Source organism: Mesorhizobium sp. P2_A12 (assembly GCF_056405075.1).
Genome location: NZ_JBFUCU010000001.1, coordinates 510,116 through 527,813, shown reverse-complemented (window position 1 = coordinate 527,813; position 17,698 = coordinate 510,116). Strand labels below are relative to the sequence as shown.

Annotated in this window: 21 protein-coding genes; 10 read left to right on the top strand and 11 right to left on the bottom strand. The window is 62.2% G+C overall.

The window, feature by feature from the left end; translation table 11 throughout:
- Positions 1-17: 17 nt before the first annotated feature.
- From AC1DZU_RS02555 to infC, 9 genes are all read right to left on the bottom strand, one after another.
- Positions 18-620, bottom strand: a complete 603-nt coding sequence (locus tag AC1DZU_RS02555) for a nucleotidyltransferase family protein (protein ID WP_477281429.1) — start codon at positions 618-620, stop codon at positions 18-20.
- Between the two features lie 39 nt (positions 621-659).
- Entirely contained in the window at positions 660-1,256 is a 597-nt protein-coding gene (locus AC1DZU_RS02550; RefSeq protein WP_477281427.1) for a prolyl hydroxylase family protein, read from the bottom strand.
- A gap of 13 nt (positions 1,257-1,269) precedes the next feature.
- Positions 1,270-3,678, bottom strand: coding sequence for a phenylalanine--tRNA ligase subunit beta (gene pheT / locus AC1DZU_RS02545; protein WP_477281425.1), 2,409 nt, complete (start codon positions 3,676-3,678; stop codon positions 1,270-1,272).
- Positions 3,675-4,097, bottom strand: coding sequence for a GFA family protein (locus AC1DZU_RS02540; protein ID WP_477281423.1), 423 nt, complete (start codon positions 4,095-4,097; stop codon positions 3,675-3,677). The genes pheT and AC1DZU_RS02540 overlap by 4 nt, the downstream gene beginning before the upstream one ends.
- Entirely contained in the window at positions 4,094-5,179 is a 1,086-nt protein-coding gene (gene pheS / locus AC1DZU_RS02535; protein WP_477281421.1) for a phenylalanine--tRNA ligase subunit alpha, read from the bottom strand. Before pheS ends, AC1DZU_RS02540 begins: the two co-directional genes overlap by 4 nt.
- A gap of 97 nt (positions 5,180-5,276) precedes the next feature.
- Positions 5,277-5,678, bottom strand: a complete 402-nt coding sequence (rplT, locus tag AC1DZU_RS02530; protein ID WP_006201247.1) for a 50S ribosomal protein L20 — start codon at positions 5,676-5,678, stop codon at positions 5,277-5,279.
- A 37-nt stretch (positions 5,679-5,715) separates the two neighbouring features.
- Positions 5,716-5,919 (bottom strand): 50S ribosomal protein L35, encoded by a 204-nt coding sequence (gene rpmI, locus AC1DZU_RS02525; RefSeq protein WP_006201248.1) that lies wholly within the window; start codon positions 5,917-5,919, stop codon positions 5,716-5,718.
- Positions 5,920-6,147: 228 nt separating this feature from the next.
- Positions 6,148-6,774, bottom strand: coding sequence for a methyltransferase family protein (locus AC1DZU_RS02520; protein ID WP_477281419.1), 627 nt, complete (start codon positions 6,772-6,774; stop codon positions 6,148-6,150).
- Between the two features lie 296 nt (positions 6,775-7,070).
- Complete coding sequence (gene infC / locus AC1DZU_RS02515; RefSeq protein WP_010912915.1) at positions 7,071-7,607, bottom strand: translation initiation factor IF-3; 537 nt, start codon at positions 7,605-7,607, stop codon at positions 7,071-7,073.
- Positions 7,608-7,830: 223 nt separating this feature from the next.
- On the opposite strand from infC, the gene AC1DZU_RS02510 reads away from it, so the two are divergent.
- Both AC1DZU_RS02510 and AC1DZU_RS02505 read left to right on the top strand, forming a co-directional pair.
- Positions 7,831-8,601 (top strand): alpha/beta hydrolase, encoded by a 771-nt coding sequence (locus tag AC1DZU_RS02510; RefSeq protein ID WP_477281417.1) that lies wholly within the window; start codon positions 7,831-7,833, stop codon positions 8,599-8,601.
- A complete protein-coding gene (locus AC1DZU_RS02505) occupies positions 8,601-9,785 on the top strand; it encodes a benzoate/H(+) symporter BenE family transporter (RefSeq protein ID WP_477281415.1) in 1,185 nt (394 codons plus the stop codon). The genes AC1DZU_RS02510 and AC1DZU_RS02505 overlap by 1 nt, the downstream gene beginning before the upstream one ends.
- 88 nt (positions 9,786-9,873) lie before the next feature.
- Here AC1DZU_RS02505 and AC1DZU_RS02500 read toward each other — a convergent pair whose 3' ends face one another.
- Positions 9,874-10,887 (bottom strand): 1-aminocyclopropane-1-carboxylate deaminase, encoded by a 1,014-nt coding sequence (locus AC1DZU_RS02500; protein WP_477281413.1) that lies wholly within the window; start codon positions 10,885-10,887, stop codon positions 9,874-9,876.
- Positions 10,888-11,049: 162 nt separating this feature from the next.
- Here AC1DZU_RS02500 and AC1DZU_RS02495 point away from each other — a divergent pair, with 162 nt between their 5' ends.
- The 4 genes from AC1DZU_RS02495 to AC1DZU_RS02480 all read left to right on the top strand — a co-directional run bounded on the left by AC1DZU_RS02495 (position 11,050) and on the right by AC1DZU_RS02480 (position 13,563).
- Entirely contained in the window at positions 11,050-11,514 is a 465-nt protein-coding gene (locus AC1DZU_RS02495; protein ID WP_477281411.1) for an Lrp/AsnC family transcriptional regulator, read from the top strand.
- A gap of 226 nt (positions 11,515-11,740) precedes the next feature.
- Positions 11,741-12,223: a DUF2852 domain-containing protein gene (locus AC1DZU_RS02490; protein WP_095083163.1), complete on the top strand. Its 483-nt coding sequence runs from the start codon at positions 11,741-11,743 to the stop codon at positions 12,221-12,223.
- A 98-nt stretch (positions 12,224-12,321) separates the two neighbouring features.
- Positions 12,322-13,080, top strand: a complete 759-nt coding sequence (locus tag AC1DZU_RS02485) for a M48 family metallopeptidase (protein WP_095083165.1) — start codon at positions 12,322-12,324, stop codon at positions 13,078-13,080.
- 3 nt (positions 13,081-13,083) lie between these two features.
- On the top strand, positions 13,084-13,563 hold the full coding sequence (locus AC1DZU_RS02480) for a hypothetical protein (protein WP_477281408.1): 480 nt from the start codon (positions 13,084-13,086) through the stop codon (positions 13,561-13,563).
- Between the two features lie 11 nt (positions 13,564-13,574).
- Here AC1DZU_RS02480 and AC1DZU_RS02475 read toward each other — a convergent pair whose 3' ends face one another.
- Positions 13,575-13,793: a hypothetical protein gene (locus AC1DZU_RS02475; RefSeq protein WP_184873095.1), complete on the bottom strand. Its 219-nt coding sequence runs from the start codon at positions 13,791-13,793 to the stop codon at positions 13,575-13,577.
- A 113-nt stretch (positions 13,794-13,906) separates the two neighbouring features.
- Here AC1DZU_RS02475 and AC1DZU_RS02470 point away from each other — a divergent pair, with 113 nt between their 5' ends.
- The 4 genes from AC1DZU_RS02470 (at position 13,907) to accD (ending at position 17,691) form a co-directional block, all read left to right on the top strand.
- Entirely contained in the window at positions 13,907-14,566 is a 660-nt protein-coding gene (locus AC1DZU_RS02470) for a phosphoribosylanthranilate isomerase (protein WP_477281406.1), read from the top strand.
- A gap of 87 nt (positions 14,567-14,653) precedes the next feature.
- Complete coding sequence (trpB, locus tag AC1DZU_RS02465; RefSeq protein ID WP_095083173.1) at positions 14,654-15,874, top strand: tryptophan synthase subunit beta; 1,221 nt, start codon at positions 14,654-14,656, stop codon at positions 15,872-15,874.
- A 2-nt stretch (positions 15,875-15,876) separates the two neighbouring features.
- Positions 15,877-16,716: a tryptophan synthase subunit alpha gene (gene trpA, locus AC1DZU_RS02460; RefSeq protein WP_136616474.1), complete on the top strand. Its 840-nt coding sequence runs from the start codon at positions 15,877-15,879 to the stop codon at positions 16,714-16,716.
- A 48-nt stretch (positions 16,717-16,764) separates the two neighbouring features.
- A complete protein-coding gene (accD, locus tag AC1DZU_RS02455; protein WP_477281403.1) occupies positions 16,765-17,691 on the top strand; it encodes an acetyl-CoA carboxylase, carboxyltransferase subunit beta in 927 nt (308 codons plus the stop codon).
- Positions 17,692-17,698 lie beyond the last annotated feature (7 nt).

Here is a 17,698-nt window from a genome sequence, read left to right as displayed (position 1 = left end):
TTAGACCTTCTGTACGCCTACCACGGCACGACTGATATTTCCGGCCAATTGGCCTTCGCACGCGCGCCCTTCGTCTCGTGCGTCTGCCGGTTGTCCAAGACCCGGTTCGGCGTGATCCGAAACGAGAAGATATCGTCGAGACCAAACGGCGCCACGAGGTCAAGCTGCCCGGCTGCATCAAAGCGGACCCCAACCGCATGGGTTTTGGAGGCGAAGTGGCGGACCGACTCGCTGGAACTTGTATAGCGCGGGCATGACTGTCCGAACTTCAGGGGATACCACAGGTGTACCCGCGCCTGATTGCGCACCTCGACTGGCAGCATCAGCCCCTCGAAATGCTTTGCCGCCCGCCGAATGACGGCATCCTCGGCTTCATAGGAGAGGTCGCTCTCATCGAAATAGAACAGGTCGACATCCTTGATGCCGTAACCCGACGGTTTGCCCGTCAGCTGGTTCCAGACGGTGTTGTAGAGCGCGCCCGAGACAAGCAGCCAGTTGGGCAGAGCAAGGCGCCGCGCCCGAATCAGCGCCTCACGGATCAGCGGTTCTTGCCACACGATGTCGAGAAACGCCGCGCGTTGTGCCTCGAAGGAAAGTCCGGAATAGCGCAGATGGTCCATCACCGTTTGGAGGGCGATTCGACATACCTCCGCAATCCCTCATTGTGCCGCCATTTGGCGCTTGTACATGACATCCGTCCGGATGACATATTTGCGGCCCGAGAGCACCTCGTCGCCGCGATGTTCGATCGGGTGATAGAAGGCCAGCGCCATGCCTTTCCTGGGTTTAACCACGAGGCTCGTGCCGTCATAGCCCGGCATCTCGCCGCGAAACGAGGTTCCGCCGCCTTCAAATCCATCCGACAGATAGATCATGAAGGTGAACTGGCTGCGCTCTGAGGCATTGCGCTCGAAATAGCCATCATTGTGCCAATCGAACTTCTGGCCCGGACCGTAACGGTAGAACCGGAAACGCTCGTTCAGTCCTGTCAGCCGCCAGTCACCAAGGCCGCGATAGAGCAGTGGGCGCGCCCGCGCGAAGAGCAGGTCCGCAAGGTCCTCGTCGTCGAAGACAACTCGGTCGTTGTTGCGAAGCTCCTTCATGACGCTTGCGCCGCCGGCGCTGTTCACTTTGGCTGCCTCGAAACCGCGCCGTTCGCTGTCAGCGATCAGGTCGGCGCATTCCTGGTCGTCAAGGAAGCCGTCGATCGTCCCGATATGCGTTGCCAGCCAGGAGATGGAGAGCTCGTGAGCCATCATCGCATCCGTTCTAGGTTCTCAGCACGCCACCCGTCTGCTTGCCGACATTCTCGACGATGCGCTTGGCCAAGGCCTCGAAATCCTCGTCGGTCAGCGTCTTTTCGACCGGCTGGATCGACACTTCGATGGCGATCGACTTCTTGCCTTCGCCAAGCGAGGCGCCCTCGAAAATATCGAAGACCGAGACAGCCGTGATCAGCTTCTTGTCGGCGGCGAGGGCTGCGCGGACCAAAGTGCCGGCCTCGATCGTCCTATCGACGACGAAAGCGAAATCGCGCTTGACCGCCTGGAACGCGGACAGCTCCAGCTTCGGCTTGGTTTTGGTCGGCTTGGCCTTCGGCTCGGGCACGGCGTCGACGAACACTTCGAAACCGCAGAGCGGCCCGGAGACATCGAGGCCCTCAAGCGTCTTCGGATGGAACTCGCCGAAGGTTCCGAGCACGGTTTTCGGCCCGAGCTTGATGGTGCCGGAACGACCGGGATGATACCAGTCCGGACCGCCGGCCTCGACCTGCAAGCGGTCGACCGGCGCGCCACAGGCTTCGAGTGCGGCGATCGCATCGGCCTTGGCATCGAACACGCCGACCGCGCCTGAATTGCCGGCCCAATTGCGGCCGGAACCGTCGAGCTTGGCGGTGCCGCGCCGCACGCCGGCGGCCACGCGCCGCTGCTGGTCGGCGCCATCGCCCTCATAGGTGCCCGACACTTCGAACAAAGCGACGTCGCCAATGCCCCTGTCGGCGTTGCGCTGGGCGGCAGCAATCAGCCCCGGCAGCAGCGACGGCCGCATGTCGGACATGTCGGCGGCGATCGGGTTCGCAAGCTTCAGCGCAGTCTGGCCGCCGCCGAACAGTTCGGCGTGCCTGGCCGGAATGAACGACCAGGTGACCGCCTCCATCATGCCGCGCACGGCAAGCGCGCGCTTGGCCGTGCGGGTGCGGACCTGCAGCGTGGTGAGGATCCTGGCATTGACCGCATCATGCGCACTGAGCGGCTGCGGCACGATGTTGTCGACGCCGTGGATGCGCATCACCTCTTCGACCAGGTCGGCCTTGCCATCGACATCCGGGCGCCAGGACGGCACGGCGACGTCGACAACATCGCCCGAGCCCTGCGGCTCGAAGCCGAGGCGCGACAGGATATCGAGGCTTTCCGCCCTTGGCACCTCGATGCCGGTCAGCCGCTTCACTTCCGATAGCGGGAAGGAAACGATCTTGGGTTGGTAGCCGGCATAGCCGGTCACTTCGATCTCGGTCGGCGTGCCGCCGCAGAAATCGAGCACCAGCCTGGTCGCCAGCTCGACGCCGAGCACCATGAATTCGGGATCGACGCCGCGCTCGAAGCGGTAGCGCGCGTCGGTGATGATGCCGAGCGTGCGGCCGGTGCGGGCGGTGGTGATCGGATCCCAAAGGGCCGATTCGATCAGCACGTCTGACGTGTTCTCGTCGCAACCCGAATGCTCGCCGCCCATGATGCCGGCGATCGACTCGACGCCGTCCTCGTCAGATATGACGCACATCTCCGGGGTCAGCGTGTATTCGCGGCCGTCGAGCGCCTGTACCTTTTCGCCATCGCGCGCTCGCCGCACGGTCAGATTGCCGGCAACCTTCTTGGCGTCGAACACATGCAGCGGCCGGCCGCGGTCGAAGGTGACATAGTTGGTGATGTCGACCAGCGCGCTGATCGGCCTCAACCCAATGGCGATCAACCGCTGCTGCAGCCATTTCGGCGATGGGCCATTCTTGACACCGCGCACCAGCCGCAGCGCAAAACCGGGGCAGAGCTCCGGCGCTTCGATCGTCACCTTGACCGGCGTCTCGCCCTTGCCCGGGATCACGTCGATCGCAGCGCTCTTCAACGTGCCAAGCCCGCTCGCCGCCAGGTCCCTGGCGATGCCATAGACGCTGGTCGCGTCCGGCCGGTTGGGCGTCAGGTTGATCTCGATGACCGGATCGTCGAGATGCGCATAGGCAGCAAAGCTGGTGCCGACAGGCGCATCCTCGGGCAGATCGATGATGCCGTTGTGCTCGTCGGAAAGCTGCAGCTCGCGCTCCGAACACATCATGCCATGGCTTTCCACGCCCCTGATCTTGCCGACCGTTAGCGTCACGTCGATGCCGGGCACATAGGCGCCGGGCGCAGCAAAGGCGCCGATCAGGCCCGCGCGGGCGTTCGGCGCGCCGCAGACGACCTGCACGGGCGGCTTGCCGTTGCCGGTATCGACGGTGAGCACGCGCAGCCGGTCGGCATCGGGATGCTGCACCGCCGTCAGCACCTTGGCGATAACGAACGGTTTCAGGCTCGACTTGTCGTCGACATGCTCGACTTCGAGGCCGATCGAGGTCAGCCGCCCGACGATCTCGTCGAGCTTGGCGTCGGTATCGAGGTGGTCCTTGAGCCAGGAGAGGGTGAATTTCATGGGACTGTTCCGTCTGGTCTTTTGACGCTTGTTTTCAGATGTCTCGGCAGATCGTCGGATATATGCAGGAAGGGAAGCTGCTCGCTGACATAGGCATGCAACGTCGGCGGGAAATCAGCCGGCATGTCCATGGCGCCGAGCGTGAAATAGATGACGTCCTCCAGCCGCTCGTCGACATAGGCGATCGGCGAGCCGCAGACGCCGCAGAACGAGCGCGTCACCGGCCCGTTCTCATACATCTTCAGCGCCTTGCCGGTGAACGCCACCTGACCGACCAGGAAGCCGACAAAGGCCGATACCGGCGCGCCGCTCGCCCGCCGGCAATCGCCGCAATGGCAATAGCTGACGTGGTGCGGTTCGGCCGAGGCCTCGAACCGCACGGCGCCGCAGCGGCAGCCGCCGGTGTGGGCGGCTGTCATGCGCTCAAGCCTCCGAACAGCGTCGGCATGTCGAGCGGCCTGAACCCGTAATGCGACAGCCAGCGCACGTCGGCATCGAAGAAGGCGCGCAGGTCCGGCATGCCGTATTTCAGCATGGCGATGCGATCGATGCCCATGCCCCAGGCAAAGCCCTGGTATTCGTCCGGGTCGAGCCCGCCATGGCGCAGCACATTGGGATGCACCATGCCGCAGCCGAGGATCTCCATCCAGTCGGCACCTTCGCCGAAGCGCACTTCGCCGGGCCGCGAACGGTCGCACTGGATGTCGACCTCGAGGCTCGGTTCGGTGAATGGGAAGAAGGACGGCCGGAACCGCATCTTGACCGAGGGCACTTCGAAGAAGGCCTTGCAGAACTCCTCCAGCACCCACTTCATGTTGGCGACATTGGCCGTCTTGTCGATCACCAGCCCCTCGACCTGATGGAACATCGGCGAGTGGGTGGCGTCCGAATCCTGCCGGTAGGTCTTGCCCGGAATGACGATACGGATCGGCGGCTTCTTCGTCTCCATGGTGCGGATCTGCACCGGCGAGGTGTGGGTGCGCAAAAGTTTGCGCTCGCCCTTCTCGTCCGGCTGGAAGAAGAAGGTGTCGTGCATCTCGCGCGCAGGATGGCCTTCGGGGAAATTCAGCGCGGTGAAATTGTAATAGTCGGTCTCGATGTCCGGGCCTTCGGCGATCGAGAAGCCGAGATCGCCGAAGATCGCCGCGATCTCGTCGATGACCTGGCTGATCGGGTGGATGCGGCCGCGCTCGGCCGGCGACTGCCGCACCGGCAGCGTCACGTCGACCTTTTCGGCGGCCAGGCGGGCGGTGATCGCCACATCCTTCAGCTCGGCCCGACGCAGCGAGAGCGCATCGGTGACGCGGTTCTTGAGGCCGTTGATGGCCGGACCCTTCAGTTGGCGCTCCTCGGCGCTCATCGCGCCAAGCGTCTTCAGCATCTCGGAAACCGAGCCCTTCTTGCCTAGCGCCGAAACGCGCACCGCCTCGATCGAGGCCTCGTCAGCGGCCGATGCGATGTCAGCCATCAGGGAATTTTCGAGAGTTTCCATGTCACTCATGTTCCAGACCCGATTAAAGGCATAAGAAAAACCCGCGCCAGCCGTGCCAGCGCGGGTTCCCCAAAATCAGAATTGCGAATGCTTGGGAAGCGCTGGCTTAGGCGACAGCGCTTTCAAAAGCGTTCGGCGTGGTGTTCTTCAGATATTCGAGCGCAACCTTGGCCTTGGCCACAAGTGCGGCGAAAGCCTGCGGCTCATGGATGGCCATGTCCGACAGGATCTTGCGATCGATCTCGATGCCGGCCTTGTTGAGGCCGTCGATGAAGCGGCCATAGGTCAGGCCGTGCTCGTGCGTCGCGGCGTTGATGCGCTGGATCCACAGGGCGCGGAACGAGCGCTTGCGGTTCTTGCGGTCGCGGTAAGCGTACTGCAGCGACTTTTCCACCGCCTGCTTGGCGATGCGGATGGTGTTCTTGCGGCGGCCGTAGAAGCCTTTGGCGGCTTTCAGGACCTTCTTGTGCTTGGCGTGCGAGGTGACGCCTCTCTTTACGCGTGCCATGTCATGATCTCCTTAAAACGTGTCCGGACCGAATGCCTTAGAGGCCGTTCGGCAGAAAATTCTTGATGACCTTCTTGCCATCCGGTTCAGCCAGAACCATCGTGCCGCGGGCATTTCGAATGAACTTGTTGGAACGCTTGATCATGCCGTGACGCTTGCCGGCCGCAGCCGACAGGACTTTACCCGTACCTGTGATCTTGAACCGCTTTTTGGCGGCGGACTTGGTCTTCATCTTGGGCATTTTGCTACTCCGTTTCTATGAGGTCGCTATTCGTGCCTCTGGCACGCAGCACCTCCTGTTTTGTTCGCTTCAGGCCGACCAAAGCCCGAAAAGCAAATGAAACCGCCACGGCATGCCCTGCCGGGCGGTTTTTTTGGAACGCGGTCCTATACGTCAAAGCAGGCGGCTGTGCAACACCCACTGCGCCGCTCGTTGCCGGAACGTTGGGACGCGACGCGCGGCCCTCGATCAGGGGAGCGTGAACCAGACTGGCAGCATGCCCGACTGCTGGGCGCCGTCGATCAGTTCGAAGGCCGGCAGCGCCATCAGGAACACCAGGCCGTCGAGCAGCGTGGTCAACAGCAGGCGCGGCTTGAAGCTGCCCGTGTCACCCTCCTGGTAGAGGGAAAGGTTCGGAAAGAAGCGTGGCACCCGCGCCAGATAGGCCTGATAGGGCGCGCCGAGCGCTTCCTTGAGGAATTTCTCCTCGCGGAGGATGACGATATGGAAGGCACCCGCGCACAGGACAGCAAAGAGAATGATGCCGGAGAACGAACCGATCTGCGCGCCGACGCCGGCCGCGGCCACGGTCGAGAACACATAGAGCGGATTGCGGGTCATCGAATAGGGTCCGCCCGTCACAACTTCGGAAGATTTGCGCCCGCCTATATAGAGCGTCGACCAAAGGCGACCGACGATGCCGAGAAAAATCAGCAGCACGCCGAACATCTCGATCGTCTCATGCATCGCCGTATCGGGCGGGAAGGTCGATTGGCCAAACAGCAGTGCGGCGAACAGCACGACCACGAGAACGGCCAGCACTATCCTGCGCGTTTGCTGGTAGTTACCCAGCCCGTATTTGAGTTCTTTGTCCAAGGGAGGAATCCGATCGTCGAGAAGCCTAATGCATTCGCCCAAAAGTGGCCCCGGTTTTGGGAGGACGACATGCATGAAAACAGAGCCGGCGATCGCAGCTGTGGCCAGGAAGCAGGCGTCCCGCCGATCGCCGGGACGCCCTGTACTACAATTCAGGCGGATTTAGAGCGCTATGACCAGGCCTGACGTCATCGTGATCTCGGTGTGTTGACGTTCAGGTGATGCCGGCCTGCAAACGGCAGCTTCCTGTGCATCCCACCATTTTCGGCTCGGCCTGACTTCAATCTCACTGCACCCTAGCGCGGCGCCAGCACCATCATCATCTGGCGGCCTTCGAGCTTCGGTTCCGCTTCGACCTTGGCAATGGTCGCCACTTCCTCGCGAACCTTGTTCAAAAGCTGCATGCCGAGTTCCATATGCGCCATCTCGCGGCCACGGAAACGCAAAGTTAGCTTGACCTTGTCGCCTTCCTCGAAGAAGCGGCGAACCGCCTTCATCTTGGTCTCGTAGTCATGGCTGTCGATGTTGGGGCGCATCTTGATCTCCTTGATCTCGATGACCTTCTGGTTCTTGCGCGCCTCGGCCGCCTTCTTCTGGTTGGCGTATTTCAACTTGCCGAGATCGAGGATTTTTACGACGGGGGGCACCGCATTGGGCGATATCTCGACGAGATCGAGCCCAGCCTCTTCGGCGAGCAGCAATGCGTCGTTGATTGAAACATCGCCGCGGTTCTGGCCTTCGGCGTCGATAAGCTGGACCCGGGGAACCCGGATGTCACGGTTGGAGCGCGGGCCATCCTTGGTCGGCGCCGCTGCTTTGAAAGGTCTGCGAATGGTCGTGGTCTCCTTGGCCGTTTCGTTCAGGGTTTGCGGATATTGATGCGTGGACGCGCCAATGTGGTAAGCGCGCGGGCGAAGTCAATAGCACAGCATTGACAGGAAATCACCCTGATCACTGCCCTGCACCAAACAAAGAACCATCGCGAGCACTTTTCGCCACGCCACTGGCTGTGCCACAAGACGCCGTGCGCCAAAAGACGGGCGTGAGGAAGAAACCATGACCGACACGCCTCCTGTCTTTCTGGATGTCGACGGATCGAGCATCGCGGTGCGCCATACGACAGGTGCCGCGCCCGGCATCGTCTGGCTCGGCGGCTACAAGTCCGACATGCTGGGCACGAAGGCGCAGACGCTGTCGGACTGGACGGCAAGAGAAGGCCGCGCCTTCCTGCGCCACGACTATTCCGGTCATGGCGAATCCGGTGGCGCCTTTGCGGACGGCACGATTTCGAAATGGCTTTCGCAGAGCCTCGCCGTGTTCCGGCATTTCACCCAGGGCAAGCAGATCCTGGTCGGCTCCTCGATGGGCGCCTGGATTGCGCTGCGCATGGTGCAGGAACTGCGCAAGGCGGGCGACAGCAATGTCGCCGGCCTGGTGCTGCTGGCGCCGGCGCCCGATTTTACCGCTGAGCTGGTCGAGCCGGCGCTGACCAAGGCGCAGAAACGCGCCCTTGCCGAAAAAGGCTTCTTCGAGGAGCCGTCCAATTATTCCGCCGAGCCTTACATCTACACAAGCGCGCTGATCGAGGATGGACGCAACAACCTGGTGATGACAGGCCCGATCGACACGCATTGCCCGGTGCACATATTGCAGGGGCTGGCCGATGCGGACGTGCCGGCAAGCCACGCGCTGAAGCTGGTCAGCCTCCTGCCGGCCGACGACGTGACCCTGTCACTGATCCCCGAGGGCGATCATCGGCTGTCGCGGCCGCAGGATCTCGACATGCTGGTGCGGGCCGTCGGCGCGATGGCGCAGAGGGGAAACTGATGCGCATTTCCATTCCGATATCCGCCTTTGTCGCGGCAATCGTCGGCTTTGGCGGCACACTGGCCATCGTCATCGCCGCTGCCAAGGCGGTCAGCGCGACACAGATCGAGACCGCGAGCTGGGTGACGGCGATCTGCCTGGCGATGGCAATCGAATGCCTGTGGCTGTCCTGGCGCACGAAGATGCCGGTCATCACGGCCTGGTCGACACCGGGCCTGGCGCTGATCGCCGCGTCGAGCAGCTTCTCGATGGGCGAAGCGGTCGGCGCCTTCATCGTCACCGGCATCCTCTTGATCGCCACCGGCCTGTTCGGACCGCTGACACGGCTGATCGCCAGGATCCCGCCGTCGGTGGCATCGGGCATGCTGGCCGGCATCCTCGTCAGCTTCGCCATCAACGCGATTAAGGCCATCCCCGCCGATCCCTGGCTAATCCTGCCGCTGATCGGGGCCTTCTTCGTCATTCGCCTGTTCAATCCGGCGGTGTCGGTGCTGGTGGTGCTGATCGGCGGCGGCCTCGCCGCTTTCTTGACCGGCCGCGTCGGCGGCTTGCCGACACCGGAACTGTCGACGCTGACGCTGATCGCGCCGCACTTCAGCGTCGCCGCGACCATCGGCCTGGCGCTGCCGCTCTACCTCGTCACCATGGCTTCCCAAAACCTGTCCGGCCTCGCCGTGCTGCGCGCCGCCGGCTATCACCCGGAGCCCGGCCCGCTGATCGGCGTCACCGGCCTGTTTTCGCTGCTGTCGGCGCCGTTTGGCGGCTCGACCACCAATCTGGCTGCGATCTCGGCGGCGATCTGCACCGGGCCGGACGTCCACCCCGACCCCGCCGAACGCTGGAAGACCGGCCCATTCTATGCGCTCGCCTATCTTGTCTTCGCCATCTTCGGTGCGTCGCTGGTGGCGATCTTCGCCGTCCTGCCGCAGAGCCTGATCGTGCTGGTGGCGGGTCTCGCGCTGATGGCGCCACTTGCCAACGCCTTGTCGATCGCGCTCAAGGACGAAGGTCACCGCATGGCCGCCACGGTCACCTTCGCCGTCACCGCTTCGGGGCTGACGCTGTTCGGCGTCGGCGCCGCATTCTGGGGCCTGGTCGCCGGCATGGTCGTGCTCTTCCTCGAAGAGTTCAAACTGCGACAATCATTTCAGCCGCTTGTCCGGATTTGGCGGACATTGTCCTGAATCGCCGCCTTTCCCCTTCCCATCCACCGCAACATGCTGCGCCAGGCGGGATAGTCGTCCGAGGTCACCTGCCACGCCCTACGGGCATTCAGCCATTACGGAATGCATAAGCATACCCATTGATGGCTGGAGCGCCGCCAAGATGGGCGTAAAGCACCTTCGACCCTTCGGGGAAATAGCCCTTCCTAACGAGGTCGATCATGCCCTGCATGGATTTTCCCTCGTAGACCGGATCGGTGATCATGCCTTCAAGGCGCGCGCAGAGGCGGATTGCGTCCTTCGTCTCCTGCGAGGGGACACCATAGGCTGGGTAGGCATAGTCCTCGATGAGCACGACGTCGTCCGCATTGAGTTCCTTGTCGAGTTCGACCAAAGCCGCGGTGTTCCTCACGATCTCAAGCACTTGCGCCTTGGTCTGCGTCGGGGTGCCCGATGCGTCGATGCCGATCACCTTGCGCTCGCGACCGTCCTTGGCGAAGCCGACCACCATGCCGGCATGGGTAGAGCCGGTGACGGTGCAGACGACGATGAAGTCGAAGGCAAGGCCGAGTTCCTTCTCCTGCGCGCGCACCTCTTCGGCGAAGCCGACGTAGCCCAGGCCGCCATATTTATGCACCGAAGCCCCGGCCGGAATTGGATAGGGTTTGCCGCCTTTGGCTTTCACATCGGCGATCGCCTGTTCCCAGCTTTCCCTGATTCCGATGTCGAAGCCCTCATCGACCATCTGGACATCGGCGCCCATGATCCGGCTCAAAAGGATGTTGCCGACGCGATCATAGACGGCGTCCTCGTGGGGCACCCAGCTTTCCTGCACGAGGCGGCATTTCATGCCGATCTTCGCCGCCACGGCTGCCACCATGCGCGTATGGTTGGATTGTACGCCGCCGATCGAAACCAGCGTGTCGGCGTTTGAGGCGATCGCGTCCGGGATGATGTATTCGAGCTTGCGCAGCTTGTTGCCGCCGAAGGCGAGGCCGGAATTGCAATCTTCCCGCTTGGCGTAGAGATCGACCTTGCCGCCGAGATGAGCGCTGAGCCGATCCAGTTTCTCGATATGGGTCGGTCCAAATGTGAGCGGATAGCGTTCGAACTTCTCCAACATGAGAGATCCTCCTCTGATTGTGATTTTGATGCTGGAAACGCTACCAGTTTTCGCTTGAAAGGTGTTCTCAAAGATCGAGCCGAAAATGCCAGAAATCGAAATTTCTGACGTCAAAATGCTATATTGCTTCGATGATTTGCCTCAATAACGGAAGAATCTTCCATGAAATCATCACTCGACCGGATCGACCTCAAAATGTTGCGCCTGCTCCAGGACAATGGGCGGCTGACCAATGCGGAGTTGGCGCAGTCGGTTGTTGTCAGCCCGGCGACGTGCCACCGCCGCACGCAACGCTTGTTCGATGAAGGCTACATCAGCCATGTCAGGGCAGTGGTGACACCGCAGAAGGTCGACAGAGGCGCGCTGGTGATGGTTGGCGTCGTCCTCGACCGCTCGACCCCGGAAAGTTTCGCGGAATTCGAGAAGGCAGTCGCGAAACTGAAGTTCATTCTTGATTGCCATCTGGTGGCAGGCGACTTCGACTATTTTCTGAAGATCAGGGTCGGCGACATGGCGGACTTCAACCGGATCCACGGGGATCAGTTGATCGCATTGCCCGGCGTTCGCCAGACGAGGACGTTCTTCGTCATGAAGGAAGTCGTCGACAACGCGCCACTGGATTTTTGAAAGGAACGGGTTCCCCGCCGATGCATCAAACCATAGCACCGCCGGCGGCATTGCCACTGTTCCTCATGCCTGGTCGTGCTTTTCTTCGATACGCTCGAAAAGCGATAATCATTTCATGAGCTTGTCCGGTTTTGGCCGATATTGTCTTGAATCGCCGTTTTCTCCTTCCCATTTCGATTCCACGCAGCCGGATTTTGGCTGTCTCCAACCGAAGGAATGGGAGAAAATGAACACATCTGCATTGATCCGTCCGGCCTGGACGCCGGCAACCATCGCGTTGATGGTGATCGGTTTCATGGTGTTCTGGCCACTCGGCTTCGCCATGCTTGCCTACATCATCTGGGGCGACCGCCTCGATGGTTTCAAGCGTGACGTCAACCGCGCTACCGACGGCATCTTCGCCGGCTGCCGCCGCGGTTCCGACAAGGCGGCGCGCTGGGGCCACGGCTCCGCCCGCACCGGCAACGTCGCTTTCGACGACTGGCGCGAAAAGGAACTGGAGCGCCTCGCCGAGGAACGCCGCAAGCTCGACGAGATGCTGACTGAGTTCGACGACTACGCCCGCGAATTGCGCCGTGCCAAGGACCAGGATGAGTTCGACCGCTTCATGGCCAACCGCAACAAGTCGACGGCGCCGACGAAGACCGACCCGAGCACCGGAACGACCACCACCAAGCGTGGCAAGGGTTCGAACCTGCTTGACGACTGAGGCCCGGCGACAGGCCAAGGTATGACGACGGCGTCGCGCGAGCGGCGCCGTTTCTTTTTTGTTCTATTCGTTTTTCTCGAATCGCGTATCGTCCCGCCATGACCCTCGGATTCTTCCGCAATCTGACAAAGCCCAAGGCCACGCCCGTCGTGGAGCGCGAATATTGCGTCGCCGGCCGTACCTTGCCACTCAAGATCGTCGAGAACGACCGCGCAAGGCGGCTGACGCTGCGCATCGATTCGGGCGGTAAGGGCCTGCGCATCACGGTGCCGCCAGGCCTGCGCCGCGGCGAGGTGGAAAAGTTCCTCGACCGTCACCAGGACTGGCTGGAGCAGCGGCTGGCCAAGGTACCGGCCCGGCCGCAGGTGCGGCCAGGCATCAAGATCCCCGTACGCGGCGTCCCGCACCGCATCGTCCATGAGCCTTCGAAGCGCGGCACGGTGACCATATCGAGCGACGAGCGCGGTCCGCTGCTGATCGTGCACGGCGACCGCGTGCACCTGCCGCGCCGCATTGCCGATTTCCTCAAGCGCGAGGCCAAGCGCGAGATCGAGAAGCTGGTGGGCAAACACACGCTGGCGCTGGGCAAGCGCGCCAAGGCAATCCGCTTCAAGGACACGTCAAGCCGCTGGGGCTCCTGCACCTCCGACGGCAATCTGTCGTTTTCCTGGCGTATCATGATGGCGCCGTCGCCTGTCATAAACTACCTCGTCGCGCATGAAGTGGCGCATCTCAAGGAGATGAACCACGGTCCGAAATTCTGGAAACTATGCGAGCAGCTTTGCCCGGATACCGAGCGCTGCAAGGCCTGGTTGAAGCGCAATGGCGGCGCGCTGCAAGCGATTGCGTTCGAGTAGGGCATGGCCGTCAAGATCGAATATCGGCTGGGTGACGCAGGCTGGGCAGATTGCAATTTTGCAATCGGCAGCAACACCACCACCGTCGAAGCATCCTATATTGGTGATGCTTTGCGTGAGCTGGTTGAAGCCACGCTAACTATTGTCGAAGGCTCAGCGCATTCTGTCGCGCATTTTTATGATGAGCCGGGAGAGTGCCGTCTCGTGCTCGAGCTGCAAGGCTACCAGATTAGAGTCAGGATACTGGAATTCCCAGAAACCTGGTCCGAGGAGCCAGACGAGGCAGGGGCTGCAAGACTTGATGCAATGTGCGCTTTTCGAGAGTTCGCGGAGGCAGTTCTGGTCGCAGCAAGAACGGTTCTCGATACCCACGGTCTACAGGGTTATGTTGAAAAATGGGGCCGCCATGAGTTCCCCGCGGACGCGGTTTACAAGCTGGAGCACGCTCTGCAGGGAGCTACCCCAAGTCTCGCAAAGGACTGAAAGCGCGCCTTTCAATCGTCATTCGCTGCGTTGAGCTCTTCCGGTCGCAGTCCCTCATCGCCATGATGCGGCCACGGCAGGAAGTTGCCGTCGAATTCATCGCCGCCGAAATACTCCAACGCGCGATGGGCTTCGGCGCCGTTGAAGGCTGCCTTGGCCATCAGATGAGCGATGACCTCGCGCGCCTGCGCGATCTTCTGCCTGAGTTCGGCAACGGTTCTGTCAGCCATGGTCTTGCTCCCGCCTTGTGTCCCTGTCCTTCAATAGGTAGCGCCTTTGGCCTTGCCGGCAAACAGCATGCTTTTTCTCGACTCTTGGCGCTTTTCATGCCAATCCCCGCGCCATGGCGCTCGACATCAAGATTTGCGGCTTGAAGACCGACGGGGCAATGGCCGCGGCGCTGGCCGGCGGCGCCAGCCATGTCGGGTTTATTTTCTTCGCCAAAAGCCCGCGCTATTTGGAACCGACCGAGGCTGGCCGTCTGCGCGAGGCAGCGCGCGGCAAGGCAAAAGCTGTGGCCGTCACCGTGGATGCCAGCGACGCCTTCCTGGACGAGATCGTGGCAACGATGCAGCCCGACATGCTGCAGCTGCACGGCTCGGAAACGCCGGAGCGTGTGGCCGAGGTGAAAGCCCGCTACGGCTTGCCGGTGATGAAGGCGCTGTCGGTCAGCCAGGCCGCCGACCTCGAACGGATAAAGCCGTTTATCGGCATTGCCGACCACTTCCTGTTCGACGCCAAGCCACCCAAGGGCTCCGAGCTGCCGGGCGGCAACGGCGTGGCCTACGACTGGCGCATCCTCACCGGCCTTGACGCCGGCGTCGATTACATGCTTTCCGGTGGGCTCAACGCCGCCAATGTCGGCGATGCCCTTCGGCTTGCCAACCCGCCCGGAATAGACATTTCCTCAGGCGTGGAAAGCGCGCCGGGCGTCAAGGATCCGGCGCTGATCGAACAGTTTTTCCGGGCCGTCAGGGCAGCGCGCGACAACCGCGCCGGCTGACCGGCTCAAACCAGAGCATGTCCCGGAAAAGTGGGAACCGGTTTTCCGGCAAGGACATGCCCCCACATCGAGACCAGGAGATCGGCGATGGACAAGCCGGCGACGCCCAATTCCTTCCGTACCGGACCCGACGAACAGGGTATGTTCGGCATTTTTGGCGGTCGTTTCGTTGCCGAAACGCTGATGCCGCTGATCCTCGACCTCGAGCGGCACTGGAACGAGGTCAAGAACGATCCGGATTTCAAGGCTGAACTCACCGACCTTTCGACCCACTATGCCGGGCGGCCGTCGAAGCTCTATTTCGCGGAAGGGCTGACCAGGCATCTCGGTGGTGCAAAAGTCTATTTCAAGCGCGAGGACCTGAACCACACCGGCTCGCACAAGATCAACAACTGCCTCGGCCAGATCCTGCTGGCCAAGCGCATGGGCAAGAAGCGCATCATCGCCGAGACGGGCGCCGGCCAGCATGGCGTGGCGTCTGCCACCGTCGCGGCCCGCTTCGGCTTTCCCTGCGTCGTCTATATGGGCGCGACCGACGTCGCCCGCCAAAGCCCGAACGTCTTCCGCATGAAGCTGCTCGGCGCCGAAGTGCGGCCGGTGACCGCCGGCCACGGCACGCTGAAGGACGCCATGAACGAGGCGTTGCGTGACTGGGTGACCAATGTCGAGGACACCTATTACCTGATCGGCACCGCCGCCGGGCCGCATCCCTATCCGGAGCTGGTGCGCGACTTCCAGTCGGTGATCGGCACCGAGGCGCGCGCACAGATCCTCGAACAGGAAGGCCGGCTGCCGGACACCATCATCGCCTGTGTCGGCGGCGGCTCCAATGCCATCGGCCTGTTCCATCCCTTCCTCGACGACAAGGATGTTCGCATCATCGGCATCGAGGCCGGCGGCCGTGGTCTCGACGGCATCGAGCACTGCGCCTCGATGAGCGCCGGCGCGCCTGGCGTGCTGCACGGCAACCGCACCTATCTCCTGCAAAATTCCGACGGCCAGATCATGGACGGCCATTCGATCTCTGCGGGTCTCGATTATCCCGGCGTCGGCCCGGAGCATTCCTGGCTGCGCGATTCCGGCCGCGTCGAATATGTGCCGATCCTCGACGACGAGGCGCTGGAGGCCTTCAAGCTGACGACACGTGTCGAGGGCATCATCCCGGCTCTGGAATCGGCGCACGCCATTGCGCACGCGGTGAAGATCGTGCCGGCCATGGACAAGGACCAGATCGTCATCGTCAACCTGTCCGGCCGTGGCGACAAGGACGTGCACACGGTTGCCAGCATGCTGGGCATGGAGATCTGATCATGACCACCCGCATCGACCGCCGCATGGCCAAGCTGAAGACCGAAGGCCGCCCGGCCCTCGTCACCTATTTCATGGGCGGCGACCCCGACTATGACACGTCGCTGTCAATCATGAAGGCACTGCCTGGAGCAGGCGCCGACATCATTGAACTCGGCATGCCATTCTCCGATCCGATGGCCGACGGCCCGGCGATCCAGGCGGCGGGCCTGAGGGCGCTGAAAGGCGGCCAGACGCTGGTCAAGACGCTAAAGATGGCCTCGGAATTCCGCACCGGCGACAATGAGACGCCGATCGTGCTGATGGGCTATTACAATCCGATCTACATCTATGGCGTCGACCGCTTCCTCAAGGACGCGATCGCCAGCGGCATCGATGGGCTGATCGTCGTCGACCTGCCGCCGGAAATGGACGAGGAATTGTGCATTCCGGCGCTCAAGGCCGGCATCAACTTCATCCGGCTGGCAACGCCGACCACCGATGATAAGCGCCTGCCCAAGGTACTGCAGAACACGTCGGGTTTTGTCTACTATGTGTCGATGACCGGCATCACCGGTTCGGCGCTGGCCGACACAGGCAAGGTGGCGGCGGCGGTGAAACGCATCAAGGGTCATACCGACCTGCCGGTCTGCGTCGGCTTCGGCGTCAAGACCGCCGAGCAGGCCCGCGTGATCGGCGCCAATGCAGATGGCGTTGTCGTCGGCACCGCGATCGTCAATGCGGTGGCCAATGTGCTGGGACCGAAGGGCGAAAAGACCGCCGACCCGGCCGAAGCCGTTGCCACGCTGGTCAGCGGCCTTGCGCAAGGCGTGCGCTCGGCCCGCCTTGCTGCCGCCGAATAGTTCTCCTACCTCTCTTCCCAAATCTTCGTCAGGACAGGAGCCGAAGCGATGAACTGGATCACCAATTACGTTCGCCCGAAGATCAATTCGATGCTCGGCCGGCGCACCGACATGCCCGAGAATCTCTGGATCAAGGATCCGGAGACCGGCGAGATGGTGTTCCACAAGGATCTGGAATCCAACCAGTTCGTCATTCCGTCCTCTGGCCACCACATGAAGATTTCAGCCAAGGAGCGGCTGAAGTTCTTCTTCGACAACGGCAAGTACGAGACCCTGGACAACCCCAAGGTCATGCAGGATCCGCTGAAGTTCCGCGACGAGAAGCGCTATGTCGACCGGCTGAAGGACGCCAAGGCCAAGACCGGCTTGGAAGACGCCATCATCAACGCGCTGGGGACCGTCGAAGGCCTGCCGGTGGTGGTGACCGTGCAGGACTTCGCCTTCATGGGCGGCTCGCTCGGCATGGCCGCGGGTGACGCCATCGTGCACGGTTTCGAAGTCGCCTTGCAGCGCAAGCGGCCACTGATCCTGTTCGCCGCGTCCGGCGGCGCCCGCATGCAGGAAGGCATCCTGTCGCTGATGCAGTTGCCGCGCACCACGGTTGGTGTCGACCGCCTGAAGGAAGCCGGCCTGCCCTATATCGTCGTTCTGACCAATCCGACCACCGGCGGCGTCACCGCCTCCTACGCCATGCTGGGCGACGTGCACATCGCCGAGCCGGGCGCGCTGATCGGCTTTGCCGGGCCGCGTGTCATCGAACAGACCATCCGGGAAAAGCTGCCCGACGGGTTCCAGCGCTCCGAATACCTGATGGAGCACGGCATGGTCGACATGGTGGTGTCGCGCCTGGAGATGCGTCAGACCATCGCACGGCTGCTGAAGATGCTGCTCAAGCTGCCGGAGGAGCAAAAGCCGCTGGAGCCGGAAATCCTGCCGCCTGCAACAATTCCGGCCGAGGCACGGCCACAGGTTTGACGCGACA

What these genes read in the sequence shown, in the direction of transcription:
- trpB (WP_095083173.1), top strand. Translation starts at nt 14,654, where the DNA reads ATGGACAAGCCGGCGACGCCCAATTCCTTCCGTACCGGACCCGACGAA.
- AC1DZU_RS02540 (WP_477281423.1), bottom strand. Translation starts at nt 4,097, where the DNA reads ATGACAGCCGCCCACACCGGCGGCTGCCGCTGCGGCGCCGTGCGGTTC.
- AC1DZU_RS02555 (WP_477281429.1), bottom strand. Translation starts at nt 620, where the DNA reads ATGGACCATCTGCGCTATTCCGGACTTTCCTTCGAGGCACAACGCGCG.
- AC1DZU_RS02470 (WP_477281406.1), top strand. Translation starts at nt 13,907, where the DNA reads ATGGCGCTCGACATCAAGATTTGCGGCTTGAAGACCGACGGGGCAATG.
- pheT (WP_477281425.1), bottom strand. Translation starts at nt 3,678, where the DNA reads ATGAAATTCACCCTCTCCTGGCTCAAGGACCACCTCGATACCGACGCC.
- rplT (WP_006201247.1), bottom strand. Translation starts at nt 5,678, where the DNA reads ATGGCACGCGTAAAGAGAGGCGTCACCTCGCACGCCAAGCACAAGAAG.
- AC1DZU_RS02550 (WP_477281427.1), bottom strand. Translation starts at nt 1,256, where the DNA reads ATGGCTCACGAGCTCTCCATCTCCTGGCTGGCAACGCATATCGGGACG.
- accD (WP_477281403.1), top strand. Translation starts at nt 16,765, where the DNA reads ATGAACTGGATCACCAATTACGTTCGCCCGAAGATCAATTCGATGCTC.
- AC1DZU_RS02485 (WP_095083165.1), top strand. Translation starts at nt 12,322, where the DNA reads ATGACCCTCGGATTCTTCCGCAATCTGACAAAGCCCAAGGCCACGCCC.
- AC1DZU_RS02505 (WP_477281415.1), top strand. Translation starts at nt 8,601, where the DNA reads ATGCGCATTTCCATTCCGATATCCGCCTTTGTCGCGGCAATCGTCGGC.
- AC1DZU_RS02490 (WP_095083163.1), top strand. Translation starts at nt 11,741, where the DNA reads ATGAACACATCTGCATTGATCCGTCCGGCCTGGACGCCGGCAACCATC.
- AC1DZU_RS02510 (WP_477281417.1), top strand. Translation starts at nt 7,831, where the DNA reads ATGACCGACACGCCTCCTGTCTTTCTGGATGTCGACGGATCGAGCATC.
- AC1DZU_RS02475 (WP_184873095.1), bottom strand. Translation starts at nt 13,793, where the DNA reads ATGGCTGACAGAACCGTTGCCGAACTCAGGCAGAAGATCGCGCAGGCG.
- pheS (WP_477281421.1), bottom strand. Translation starts at nt 5,179, where the DNA reads ATGAGTGACATGGAAACTCTCGAAAATTCCCTGATGGCTGACATCGCA.
- trpA (WP_136616474.1), top strand. Translation starts at nt 15,877, where the DNA reads ATGACCACCCGCATCGACCGCCGCATGGCCAAGCTGAAGACCGAAGGC.
- AC1DZU_RS02495 (WP_477281411.1), top strand. Translation starts at nt 11,050, where the DNA reads ATGAAATCATCACTCGACCGGATCGACCTCAAAATGTTGCGCCTGCTC.
- rpmI (WP_006201248.1), bottom strand. Translation starts at nt 5,919, where the DNA reads ATGCCCAAGATGAAGACCAAGTCCGCCGCCAAAAAGCGGTTCAAGATC.
- AC1DZU_RS02480 (WP_477281408.1), top strand. Translation starts at nt 13,084, where the DNA reads ATGGCCGTCAAGATCGAATATCGGCTGGGTGACGCAGGCTGGGCAGAT.
- AC1DZU_RS02500 (WP_477281413.1), bottom strand. Translation starts at nt 10,887, where the DNA reads ATGTTGGAGAAGTTCGAACGCTATCCGCTCACATTTGGACCGACCCAT.